This window comes from Diaphorobacter ruginosibacter (assembly GCF_014395975.1).
In the GTDB taxonomy this organism is placed as follows: Bacteria; Pseudomonadota; Gammaproteobacteria; order Burkholderiales; family Burkholderiaceae_C; genus Diaphorobacter_A; species Diaphorobacter_A ruginosibacter.
Window position 1 is genome coordinate 4,837,242 of sequence record NZ_CP060714.1, and the last position, 11,964, is coordinate 4,849,205.

Consider the following 11,964-nt stretch of genomic DNA (forward strand, 5'->3'; position numbering starts at 1 on the left):
GGTGCCGTGTAAGACAAATTCCTGTGAACGCGCAGCGCCGTTGACGGTCGCGCATGCAAGGCTTGATCATGGCGGGCGCTCGTCCCCGGGCGGCTGAAAGAAAGATTCCACGATGCCCACTTCCCTCTCCATCAACGGGCAGGACCGCTCCATCGAAGCCGATCCTGTCACGCCGCTTCTCTGGGTGCTCCGCGACGAACTCGGCATGACCGGAACCAAGTTCGGTTGCGGCATGGCGCTGTGCGGAGCCTGCACCGTGCACCTGGATGGCGCTCCCATTCGTGCCTGTGTCACGCCGGTCTCGGCGGTTGCCGGCAAGCGGGTGAGCACCATCGAGAGCATGGAGGACGACAGCATCGGCCGTGCGGTGCAGAAGGCCTGGCTCGAAACCGACGTGGCGCAGTGCGGCTACTGCCAGGCGGGCCAGATCATGTCCGCCACGGCGCTGCTCAAGTCCAACCGCTCGCCCAGCGATGATGACATCGTCGCGGCCATGAGCGGCAACATCTGCCGCTGCGGCACCTACCATCGCATCCATGCGGCCATCAGGCGCGCTTCGGGCGAACTGGCGAAGGGGAGCAAGTGATGATGACCAGGATGCAGACCCCCGTGCTTCGCCGCCGCACCGTACTGGCTGTGGGAGCGACGGGTTTCGTGCTGGCCGTCACCCGCCAGGGTGAGGTTTTCGCGGCGGAGGAGGAGGGGCGGAAATACGGCGCCGACTCCATGCCCGGCGGCACCGTCGATGACCCGCTCGTGTTCGTGCAGATCGCGGGCGACGGCATGGTCACCATCACCGCGCACCGCGTGGAGATGGGGACCGGCGTGCGCACCAGCCTGCCTCTGATCGTCGCGGACGAAATGGAGGCCGACTGGAGCCGCGTGAAGGTGGTTCAGGCCGTGGCAGACGAGGCGCGCTACGGCAACCAGAACGTGGATGGCTCGCGCAGCGTGCGCCATTTCATGTGGCCGATGCGGCGCGTGGGGGCGGCAGCGCGGCAGATGCTCGAGGCGGCGGCCGCGGCGCGCTGGTCCGTGCCCGTGGCGGAGGTCAGGGCAGACAGGCACGAGGTCGTCCACGCACGGACGGGACGCCGGCTCGGCTACGGTGAACTGGCGGCCGATGCGATGCGGCAGAGCGTGCCCGCTGCCGATCGGCGTTCGCTGAAGAAGGCGGCGCAGTTCCGCTATATCGGGAAGGACCTGGTGCATGCGGTCGACATGGAGGACATCGGTCGTGGCCGCGCGGTGTACGGCATCGACCAGCATACGAAGGACATGGTGTATGCGGTGATCGAGCGTCCGGCCGTGCTCGGCGCGCGGCTCAAGAGCCGTGACACCGAGGCGGCGATGCAGGTGCCTGGCGTGCTCAAGGTGGTGGAGATTCCCGCCTACCGGGGGTCGCCGGCATTCCAGCCGCTGGGCGGCATGGCCGTGGTCGCGAAGAACACGTGGGCGGCGATGCAGGGCCGCAAGGCGCTCAAGCTGGAGTGGGATGCAAGCAGCAACGATGGCTACGACTCCACGGAATACCGCAAGGCCCTGGAGAAGGCCGCGCGCGAGCCCGGCAAGGCGGTACGCAATCAGGGCGACGTGGCGGCCGCCTGGGGAAAGGCCGGCGAGAGGCAGCGCGTGGCCGCTGAGTACTACATTCCGCACCACGCGCACGCCTCGATGGAGCCGCCCTCGGCCACCGTGCAGATCAGTGAGGACGGAAAATGCCGCATCTGGGCCTGCGTGCAGGATCCGCAGAACGCACTGGACGGCGTGGCGAAGGTGCTGGGCATCGACCGCTCCCACATCACGCTGCAGCCGTTGCTGCTGGGCGGTGCATTCGGCCGCAAGTCCAAGGCCGACTACGTGACCGAGGCGGCGATCATCGCCAATGCGATGAGAGGCAGCACGGTGAAGGTGGTGTGGACGCGCGAGGATGACATCCAGCACGATTTCTATCACGCGGTGTCGCTGGAGCGCCTCGAGGCCGCCCTCGGCCCCGATGGCATGCCCACATCGTGGCTGCACCGTACCGTGGCGCCGACCATCGGCTCGCTGTTCGATTCGGGCGCACAGGGCGAGGGCGCGAGCGAGGTGGGCATGGGGGCGATCAATGTGCCGTACCGGATTCCCAACCTGCGCGTCGAAACGGGCCGCGTACCGGCGATGACGCGCATCGGTTGGTTCCGCTCGGTCTACAACATCCCGCATGCCTACGCGACCCAATGCTTCATCGCGGAGCTGGCGCATCGTGCGGGCAAGGACCACAAGGCCTATGCGCTCGAGCTCATCGGTCCCGCGCGCCGGCTCGATCCCGGCGAGGCGTTCTCCGACCGCTGGAACTATTCGGAGTCACCGAAGCGCTATCCGTTCGACACCGGCCGCCTGCGCGGCGTGATCGAGGCCGCATGCAAGGGGGCGAAATGGGGGCGCAAGCTGCCCAAGGGACGCGGCCTCGGGCTGGCTTTCTGCTACAGCTTCCTGTCCTATGTGGCGACGGTGATCGAGGTGGAGGTGAACGACCAGGGGGAGGTCAGGATGATTGCGGCCGACATGGCCATCGACTGCGGCCCGCAGATCACGCCGGAGCGCATCCGCAACCAGATGGAGGGAGCCGTCGTCATGGGCATGGGCATCGCGCTGATGAGCGAGATCTCGTTCGAGAAGGGCGCGGTGAAACAGTCCAATTTCAACGACTTCCTGGTGGCGCGCCACAATGAAGCGCCCGCGGCGATTCGCACACACATGGTGAACGCCGACCGCCTGGACCTGCCGCCTGGCGGTGTGGGCGAGCCACCGCTGCCGCCCGTGGCGCCCGCGATTGCCAATGCGATCTTTGCGGCAACGGGCAAGCGCATGCGCGACCTGCCGATCCGCAAGGTGGGTTGAAGGAGGGGCGGGAGGGAATAACCTTGCTTGTGCCAAGTCGCGGAGGACTCGCGTTATGCTGATCGACACCTGCGCCTGACGCGGCCTGCGGCCTTCTGCCGGCCCGCTGCATGGCACCGAGCTTCCAAGCGAGACATCCGATCATGACTGCCGACTCTCCCCGATTCACTGCCAGGCAAGGCAGCACACCCCTGGTGCTGGATTCGCCGCACAGCGGCACCGACTACCCCGCCGACTTTCGCTCTGCCCTGCCGCTGTCCGTGCTGCGCCAGGCAGAGGACACGCACGTGGAAAAGCTCTACGACTTCGCGGCAGACCTGGGGGCGGCCTGGGTGGAGGCGCATTTCCCGCGCATCTACCTGGACGCCAACCGCGACACCACCGAGATCGACGTCGACCTGTTCGATGCGGCGTGGCCGCATGAGGTCACGCGCGACGAGGTCGTGCTGCAGAAGGTGCGCCTGGGCAAGGGCCTGATCTGGCGTTGCACCGACGACGGTCGGCCGATCTACGACCGCCAGCTGTCGGTGGCCGAGGGCCAGCAGCGCATCGCGCAATGCTGGGTGCCCTACCACGACGCCGTTGCGCGCGCGATCGACGAGGCCCACGCACGGCACGGATACAGCATCCACATCAACTGCCATTCCATGCCGTCGGTGGCGGCAAGCCATGCGACGCTGCATCCGGGGCTTGCGCATGCCGATTTCGTGATCGGCGACCGGGACGGCAGCACGTCGTCACCCGCGCTGTCGCGGCGGATCTGCGATTTCCTGAAGGCGCGCGGCTATGACGTGGAATACAACCACCCCTACAAGGGGGTCGAGCTGGTGCGCCGCTACGGCAAGCCGGAGCAGGACCGGCACAGCATCCAGATCGAGATCAACCGCCGCATCTACATGGATGAGGAAACGCTGGCGATCTCGCAGCCTGGGTTTGACAGGCTGAAGAAGGACCTGCGCGACCTGGTGGACATGCTGCTGGCCACGGATCCCCGGGAGAAATGACTCAGCTGCAGCCTTGCAGCGCTTTTCCGCCCAGTGCGCTCTTCATGCCGCCCAGCCTGGCGCGCAGGGCATCGTCGACGGCGGGCAGCTTGAACATGTAGGTGGTGGCTTCCTTGCGTTCCACCACCACGCGGGCGGTGCGAACCCCCTTGCTGGTGAGCTGCGTGAGTGCGCGCTGAGCGGCCTCCTCGGTGGAGAAGCGGCCCAGCGACAGGCCTGGCTCGAAGCTCGGGCCGGGACGGTCGTAGTCGATCTGCAGGGCGCGCAGTTCACTGCGTTTCCTGGCAACGGCCTCGTCATCGGCCAGCTTGCCCATGTACACCATCCAGCGGCCCGCGACGCTGGTGGATTCGAGTTTCCAGTCGGCTCCCGACAGGGTGCTCTGGGCCGCGGCCCGCAGGGCCTGCGCCTGGTGCTCGTCGAACGAGCCGGCCTGCAGGCAGACCGTGCGCTGCGGTGCGCTGGCGGGAGCGGCGGCCACAGGTGAGGAGGCTGGGGCTGTGGAGCTGGCCGCGGAGGCAGGTGGCGTGCCGGTGGATGCGGGGGACGATGCCGCCACCGAGGCGGCAAGCGAGGCGGAAGGTGCCGGGGATGCCGCTGCCTCGGTGGTCAGCGTGGCGGGGGGCACGGGCTTTACCAGCATCTTCTGCGGCTCGATCTGCTGCTGGAGCCGCTGCGGCTCCGACTGGATCGCGGGCCCCCAGCCCATGCCGCGCAGCATGCCTTGCGACCAGGCGTAGTAGCCCGCGTTGGCGAGCACCAGAATCAGTACGGCGATGCGCAGCATGTGGTCGGAATCTCCCTGTCTGTCGTTGTCATGGTCATGGGGCGGCTCCTCACCGGCCCGCGCACCCGCGTCGAGATCATCAGCACGCCCTCAGGGCCTGTTCTCGCCCGGCAGCGGCTGGCCTTGCGGGCGCACGCTGATGTCCGAGCTGGTAATGGGCTGCAGTCCCGTGGTCGTCTGCACCAGCAGGGTGCCGTCATCGCTGACACCGCTGGCCACGCCGCTTTCGCCGTTGCTCAGGTTCACCGCGCGCCCGCGCAGCAGATCGCGCTCCGCGAAGCGCGGCCTGAAGGGGGCGAAGCCCGTGCGTGCAAAAGAAAGAACGGTTCTGACCAGCGGTGGAACCACGGCCTGCAGCGCCTCGGGAGCCGTCCAGCGTGCATCGATCTCGGCGAGGCAGGCGGGCTGCGTCGTCATCCCGTCGCCCGGGCGCGGAAGCACGTTGAGTCCGATACCCACCACCACATAGCGCAGGTTGCCTTGTTCATCTCCGGTCATCATGCCCTGGGGTGCCACAAAGCTGGCGGTCTCGACCAGGATGCCGCCGAACTTGCGGTCGCCTTCCAGCCACAGGTCATTGGGCCACTTGAGGCCCACGCGCGGCACGCTGCTGCCCGGCCGCGGAATCTCGGGCTGGATGCTGTCCGCGACGCTCACGCCCACGGCGAGCGACAGGCCGGACCAGTCCTTGGGGCGCAGCGGCAGGCCCAGCGACATCATCAGCGAGGCAGGGCCGCGCTCATCCTGCAGGGCCGCCTCCGCCGACGGTTCGGCGCTTTGCCAGGGGCGGCCCAGGCGGCCACGGCCCGCGGTCTGCTCCTCGGTCACGAGCAGGATGGGCTCGCAGCGGCCGGCACGCGCCCGGCGCATGAGCTCGGTGTTGGTGGAGTCGATTGTCGGCACGACCTCGATGGTGAAGTCCGGCACGTCGGCCACGATGGCCTGCCACAGGGCTTCGGCGGGCCAGCGGATGGGGGCGCGGGTGCTCACTGCTTGCCGCCTCGGTCGCCGCCCTTGACCTTGCGTGGTTTCTTGTCCTTTTTGGGGGCTTTGTCCTGTGCGGATGCCTTGGCCTTGTCGGCCTTCTTGCCGGATTTTGCTATCTTTTTTGATTCCGCTTTGGCGTCCTTGGCGGGTTTCTCGGCCTTTTTCTTCTTGCCGGCAGGCTCCATTCCCTTGGGCACCCAGCCGCGCTTGGGCGCGAGCAGCGTGCCGCGGCAGTTGCTACTCCCGCACCAGCAGGGATATTCGGCCTTGAGTTTCGGGGTATAACGCTCTTCGATAATCAGGCCGTAGTCGTAGTTGAGTTCCTCGCCTGCGTGGATGTTCTGCAGGGCGGTGATGAAGATCCGTCCATCGATTTCGTCCGCGAAACAGTTCGGGTCGCAGCTGTGGTTGATCCAGCGCGCCGAATTCCCGCCGTGCTTGGCATCGATGACGCGGTTCTTGTCCACATGGAAGTAGAACGTGTGGTTGGGCTGCTTCGGGTCGTGGGGATGGCGATCCTGGGCCGTCTGCCAGTCGATGATCTCGCCTACGTACTCGATGATGACTTCACCTTCCGCAATGTCCTGCACTGCGAAGACGCCCTTGCCGTGCACGCCCGACTGGCGTGTCTGGATGCGGCGGCCCGGCGCGATGGTCGGGATATTGGAGGGTGCGTTGCGGGCCATGGTGGAAAACTCTGTTACTTTGAATATGTACACATGCGTGCGCGTGCGCGCGTGAAGCCGAATTGTAGAAGCGCCGTAAAGGCCAACCCACATCAAATGAATAAAACGCTGGTCATTGCAGAGAAACCGTCGGTCGCACAGGACATCGTGCGCGCCCTCACGCCCGTTGCCGGCAAGTTCGACAAGCACGACGAATATTTCGAGAACGAGCGCTACGTGGTCACGAGCGCCGTCGGCCACCTCGTGGAGATCCAGGCTCCCGAGCAGTTCGACGTCAAGCGCGGCAAGTGGAGCTTCGCGCACCTGCCCGTGATTCCGCCGTTCTTCGACCTCAAGCCCGTGGACAAGACCAAGACGCGCCTGAATGCCGTGGTCAAGCAGGCCAAGCGCAAGGACGTCACCGAACTCATCAACGCCTGTGACGCGGGCCGCGAAGGGGAGCTGATCTTCCGCCTGATCGAGCAGTACGCGGGGGGCGCCAAGGGCGGCCTCGGCAAGCCCGTCAAGCGCCTGTGGCTGCAGAGCATGACGCCGCAGGCCATTCGCGACGGCTTCAACCAGCTGCGCAGCGACACGCAGATGCAGGGCCTGGCCAACGCCGCGCGCAGCCGCTCGGAAGCGGACTGGCTGGTGGGCATCAACGGCACGCGCGCGATGACCGCGTTCAACTCGCGCGATGGCGGCTTCTTCCTCACCACCGTGGGGCGCGTGCAGACGCCGACGCTGTCGCTCGTGGTGGAGCGCGAGGAGAAGATCCGCAAGTTCGTGAGCCGCGACTACTGGGAAGTGCACGCCGGCTTCAATGCCGAGGCGGGTGACTACCTGGGCAAGTGGTTCGATCCCAAGTGGAAGAAGTCGGAGGACCCGGAAGCCAAGGCCGACCGCCTCTGGAACCACCGTGATGCCGTGGCGATCGCCGAGGCCGTGCGCGGCAAGCCCGCGACGGTGACCGAGGAATCCAAGCCCACCACGCAGGCGTCGCCGCTGCTGTTCGACCTGACCAGCCTGCAGCGCGAGGCCAACGGCAAGTTCGGCTTCTCCGCCAAGACCACGCTCGCGCTTGCGCAGAGCCTGTACGAGCGTCACAAGGCGCTGACCTATCCGCGTACCGATTCGCGCGCGCTGCCGGAGGACTACCTGCCGGTCGCCAAGCAGACCTTCGGCATGCTGGCCACGAGCGGCATGCGCCATCTCGCGCCGTTTGCGCAGCAGGCGCTGGACGACAACTACGTGCGCCCCAGCAAGCGCATCTTCGACAACAGCAAGGTATCGGATCACTTCGCCATCATCCCGACCACGCAGGCACCCTCCGGCCTGTCGGACGCCGAACAGAAGCTGTACGACCTGGTCGTGCGCCGTTTCATGGCGGTGTTCTTCCCGAGCGCCGAGTACCAGGTGACCACGCGCATCAGCCAGGTGGTGGGCCACAGCTTCAAGACCGAAGGCAAGGTGCTGGTCAAGCCCGGATGGCTTGCGATCTACGGCAAGGAAGCGGCCAACGAGGTCGATGGCGCGAAGGAAGGCGAGAAGGGCCAGCCGCTCGTTGCGGTGAAGCCTGGCGAGACGCCGCGCACCGAACACGCCGAGGCCAAGGGCCTCAAGACCAAGCCGCCGGCACGGTATTCGGAAGCCACGCTGCTCGGCGCGATGGAGAGCGCGGGCAAGCAGATCGACGACGACGAACTGCGCGAGGCCATGCAGGAAAAGGGCCTGGGCACGCCTGCCACGCGCGCGGCGATCATCGAAGGCCTGATCACCGAGAAGTACATGCTGCGCGAGGGCCGGGAGCTGATTCCCACGGCCAAGGCATTCCAGCTCATGACGCTGCTGCGCGGCCTCGGCGTGGAGGAGCTCTCGCGCGCCGACCTGACCGGCGAGTGGGAGTACAAGCTCTCCCAGATGGAAAAGGGCCAGCTCTCGCGCGAAGCCTTCATGCAGCAGATCCAGTCCATGACGGAGAAGCTGGTCAAGAAGGCCAAGGAATACGACCGCGACACCATTCCGGGCGACTACGCCACCCTGGAGACGCCGTGCCCCAACTGCGGTGGCGTCGTCAAGGAAAACTACCGCCGCTTTGCCTGCACCGGCAAGCAGGGCGATGGCAACGGCTGCGGTTTCTCGTTCACCAAATCGCCCGCGGGGCGCACCTTCGAGACCGCGGAAGCCGAAGCGCTGCTGCGCGATCGTCGCATCGGCCCGCTGGAGGGCTTCCGCTCCAAGGCAGGCTGGCCGTTCACCGCCGAGGTGGCCATCGTGCGCGACGAGGAGAACAACAACTACAAGCTCGAGTTCGATTTCGGCGACGACAAAGCCGACGAGGAGTCGGGCGAGCTGATCGATTTCTCGGGGCAGGAAAGCCTGGGCAAATGCCCCGTCTGCGGTGCGCCCGTGTACGAGCATGGCGCGAACTACGTCTGCAGCAAGTCGGTGCCGACGCTGGAGCAGGCCACGCCGAGCTGCAAGTTCAAGAGCGGCAAGATCATCCTGCAGCAGCCCATCGAGCGCGCGCAGATGCACAAGCTGCTCGAAACCGGCAAGACCGACCTGCTCGACAAGTTCGTGAGCATGCGCACGCGCCGCGCATTCAAGGCCTTCCTGGTCTGGGACGCTGCCGAAGGCAAGGTGAACTTCGAGTTCGAGAAGCGCGACTCGAAGTTCCCGCCGCGCAAGACCTCCGCCGCAGCCTCCGCCAAGGCGCCTGCGGCCAAGAAGACGACGGCTGCCGCCAAGAAGGCTCCCGCTGCAAAGAAGGCCGCAGCCAAGAAGGCACCGGCCGCCGGCACGCTCAAGCCCAGCGCCGAGCTCGCCGCCGTGATCGGGGAGGGCACCGTCTCGCGTCCCGAGGTGGTCAAGAAGATCTGGGACTACATCAAGGAGCACAACCTGCAGGATCCCGCAGACAAGCGTTCCGTGATCGCGGACACGAAGCTGCGCCCGGTGTTCGGCAAGGACAAGGTGACGATGTTCGAGATCGCGGGCATCGTCGGCAAGCACGTGAGCTGATCGATCTCACCGGTCGGATCGAAGCCGCAGCCACTTCCTGGAGGGGGTGGCTGTGGCTTTTTTTTCTCGGAACGTGTTGACGTTCTCAAGAACGGGGCGAGCCATGTCAGTGGCTGCCGCTGTCCTCCACTCCCCACCCGCCGCCGAGCGCGAGAAACAGAGCGAGCTGCTCGTCGACGATATGGGCCTGCGACGCGGCCAGCGCCGAGTCCGCGTTGACCAGCACGCGCTCGGCGTCGAGCGTTTCCAGGTAGCCCGTCTTGCCATTCGCATACAGCTTGCGTGCCTCCTCGGCCACCTGGATGCTTTGTTCTCGCGCGGCCTGGAGGTGGGCGTTGCGGTCGAGTTCGCGGGCGTAATGGGTGAGCGCGGTTTCGGTCTCGCGCAGGGCGTTCAGCACCGTGCCGTCGAATCTGGCGAGCGCGCCTTTCGCGCCGGCCTCGGCCTGCGCGATGCGGGCATGCGCGACACCGTTCACCGGGATGCTCCATGAGATCAGCGGGCCGAGGCTCCAGCTGAAGGTGTCACCCCTGCCCAGCCCCGTCATGCGGCCCGCCGAGGCGGCGGACAGGCCGAGCGAGATCCTGGGGTAGAGGTCGGCCGTCGCCACGCCGATCTGCGCGGTGGCCTGGGCAAGCTGGCGTTCGGCCTGGCGGATGTCGGGGCGGCGGCGCAGCAACGCCTGTCCGTCGCCGACCGGGATCGTGTCCGCGATCCGCGGCGCCTCGTGGCATTGCTGCACTTCGCGTGGAAAGTCCTGCGGCTGCTCGCCGGTGAGCGTGGCCAGTTGGAAAAGCGCGCTCTGCCTGGAGGCATGCAGCGGCGGCAGCTCGGCCTTGAGCTGCTCCACCTGCGCCAGCGCGCGCTGCACATCGATGGAGCCCACCTTGCCCGCGTCGTGCAGGCGCCGGGAGATGTCCGCGGACTGGGTCTGCAGCGCGATCGAGTGCTGCATGACGTCAAGCCGCAGCCCCGCGGTGCAGGCGGCTGCATAGGCGCGCGCGGTACTGGCCGCGACGTTCACGCGTGTGAGGTCGACAGCGGCCTGCGCCGCATCCGTGCCGGCCTGCGCGGCCTCGATGGCGCGGCGGATCTGGCCGAACAGGTCGATCTGGTAGGAGATGCCTGCGTTGGCCGAGTAGCCGAAGGCGTTGGACGGAACATGACCTGGGGCCAGTACGGAGAGCCCCGAGACATGGCCGTAGCTCGGGCCGCCGCCCACGCTGAGGCTGGGTCTCGCGCTGCCCGCGATCTCCTGCTCGACCGCCTGCACCCGCTCCAGGTTGGCGAGCGCCTGCCGCAGGTCGGTGTTGTGCTGCAACGCCTTTTCGATCAGCGCATTCAACTCCGCGTCGCGGTAGAGGTGCCACCAGTGGTCGGGCAGGGGCGCGTTGCTGACGAGCAGGTTTTTTTCATTCGCAAGCGTGGCATCGCCCGCGCTCGCGAACGACTGGCCGGGATGAACCCGCAGGGCCACGGCGTCCGCCGGCACGGCATAGTCGGGGCCCACGGGCCGGGTGCTGCAGGCAGCCAAGGCAGCAAGCGCGATGGCGCCCACGGACAGGTGGAGCAGGCGCCGGATGGCACGGCGGCTTCTTTGCGGCATGGTGGTCATCCCTTGTGCCCGCCCGTGCTCTTCGGCTGCGTGACCTCCACGGTCACCGTCTGCCCCGCGACCAGTGCCACGTCGGCGGGCAAGGGGTCGAGCTTCACGCGCACCGGCACGCGTTGGGCGAGGCGAACCCAGTTGAACGTGGGATTCACCGTCGGCAGGAGATTGGCGCTTGTCGCACGGTCTCGGTCGGCGATGCCGGCGACCACGCTCTCCACGGTCCCTGTCAGCGGCCGGGAGGCGCCCATGGGCGTGACCTTCACGGGATCGCCGATGTGGATGCGTGCGAGCTTGGTCTCCTCGAAATAGCCCTCCACGTAGAAGGAGTCCGCATCGACCAGCGCCATCGCGGCATGGCCGGCGCTGGCATAGCTGCCCTTGCGCAGGTCGAGGTTGGTGACGATGGCGTCGGACGGCGCGAGGATCCTGGCGCGCTGCAGGTTGAGCTTCGCGGTGTCAAGCGACACCTGGGCCTGCGCGAGCGCGGCCTGCGCCTGCTCAACCTTGGTGCGGGTCTGCTCGCGCACCTCCTGCGAGATCAGGTTGCCGAGGCCGGCGTTGCGTGCATCCTCGCGCCGGGCCTGCGCCAGCGCGATGCGTTGCGACGCCATGGACGTCTCGGCCTGGCGCAATGCGAGCGCATAGCGCGCGCTGTCGACCTCGAACAGCATCTGGCCGGCCCGCACGCGCTGGTTGTCATGCACGGGCACATCGGTCACCAGGCCCGAGACATCGGGCGCGATCTGCACGACGTTGGCGCGCACGCGGCCGTCGCGCGTCCAGGGCGCAAGTTCGTAGTGGTCCCAGAGCTGGAAGGCCGCGGCGATGGCAGCAGCGGTCACCGCGAGCGTGATGCACACGGGCACGGCGCGCGCGGCCGCTCGCCGGATCCACAGCGGGCGCTGCGGCGCCGGCGCGGCGGCTGCGGCAGCGGGAGTGCTGGCGTTGGCGCCGGCGGTTTCCAGGTTTCTGGCAGGAGTCTTGTCGTTCATCTTCTTGTTC

The 11,964-nt window shown here is 67.1% G+C and carries 9 protein-coding genes; 4 read left to right on the forward strand and 5 right to left on the reverse strand.

Annotation, left to right across the window (positions count from 1 at the left end; all coding sequences use genetic code 11):
* The first annotated feature begins 112 nt into the window (after nt 1-112).
* The 3 genes from H9K76_RS21745 (at nt 113) to H9K76_RS21755 (ending at nt 3,887) form a co-directional block, all read left to right on the forward strand.
* On the forward strand, nt 113-586 hold the full coding sequence (locus tag H9K76_RS21745; protein WP_187597336.1) for a (2Fe-2S)-binding protein: 474 nt from the start codon (nt 113-115) through the stop codon (nt 584-586).
* Nucleotides 586-2,883 (forward strand): xanthine dehydrogenase family protein molybdopterin-binding subunit, encoded by a 2,298-nt coding sequence (locus H9K76_RS21750; protein WP_187597337.1) that lies wholly within the window; start codon nt 586-588, stop codon nt 2,881-2,883. Before H9K76_RS21745 ends, H9K76_RS21750 begins: the two co-directional genes overlap by 1 nt.
* Nucleotides 2,884-3,026: 143 nt before the next feature.
* Nucleotides 3,027-3,887 carry an N-formylglutamate amidohydrolase gene (locus H9K76_RS21755; protein WP_246475192.1) on the forward strand — a complete coding sequence of 287 codons (861 nt, stop codon included), beginning with the start codon at nt 3,027-3,029 and terminating at the stop codon, nt 3,885-3,887.
* A 1-nt stretch (nt 3,888) separates the two neighbouring features.
* On the opposite strand, the gene H9K76_RS21760 is transcribed toward H9K76_RS21755, so the two are convergent.
* From H9K76_RS21760 to H9K76_RS21770, 3 genes are all read right to left on the reverse strand, one after another.
* Complete coding sequence (locus H9K76_RS21760; RefSeq protein ID WP_187597339.1) at nt 3,889-4,674, reverse strand: SPOR domain-containing protein; 786 nt, start codon at nt 4,672-4,674, stop codon at nt 3,889-3,891.
* 90 nt (nt 4,675-4,764) lie between these two features.
* A complete protein-coding gene (locus H9K76_RS21765; RefSeq protein WP_187597340.1) occupies nt 4,765-5,664 on the reverse strand; it encodes a biotin--[acetyl-CoA-carboxylase] ligase in 900 nt (299 codons plus the stop codon).
* Nucleotides 5,661-6,347, reverse strand: coding sequence for an SET domain-containing protein (locus tag H9K76_RS21770; protein ID WP_187597341.1), 687 nt, complete (start codon nt 6,345-6,347; stop codon nt 5,661-5,663). The genes H9K76_RS21765 and H9K76_RS21770 overlap by 4 nt, the downstream gene beginning before the upstream one ends.
* A gap of 96 nt (nt 6,348-6,443) precedes the next feature.
* Between H9K76_RS21770 and H9K76_RS21775 the strand changes: the two genes are divergently transcribed.
* Nucleotides 6,444-9,350 (forward strand): DNA topoisomerase III, encoded by a 2,907-nt coding sequence (locus tag H9K76_RS21775; protein ID WP_187597342.1) that lies wholly within the window; start codon nt 6,444-6,446, stop codon nt 9,348-9,350.
* Between the two features lie 106 nt (nt 9,351-9,456).
* Here H9K76_RS21775 and H9K76_RS21780 read toward each other — a convergent pair whose 3' ends face one another.
* Nucleotides 9,457-10,956 (reverse strand): efflux transporter outer membrane subunit, encoded by a 1,500-nt coding sequence (locus H9K76_RS21780; protein ID WP_187597343.1) that lies wholly within the window; start codon nt 10,954-10,956, stop codon nt 9,457-9,459.
* Between the two features lie 5 nt (nt 10,957-10,961).
* Nucleotides 10,962-11,954 carry an efflux RND transporter periplasmic adaptor subunit gene (locus H9K76_RS21785; RefSeq protein ID WP_187597344.1) on the reverse strand — a complete coding sequence of 331 codons (993 nt, stop codon included), beginning with the start codon at nt 11,952-11,954 and terminating at the stop codon, nt 10,962-10,964.
* Between the last annotated feature and the right edge of the window lie 10 nt (nt 11,955-11,964).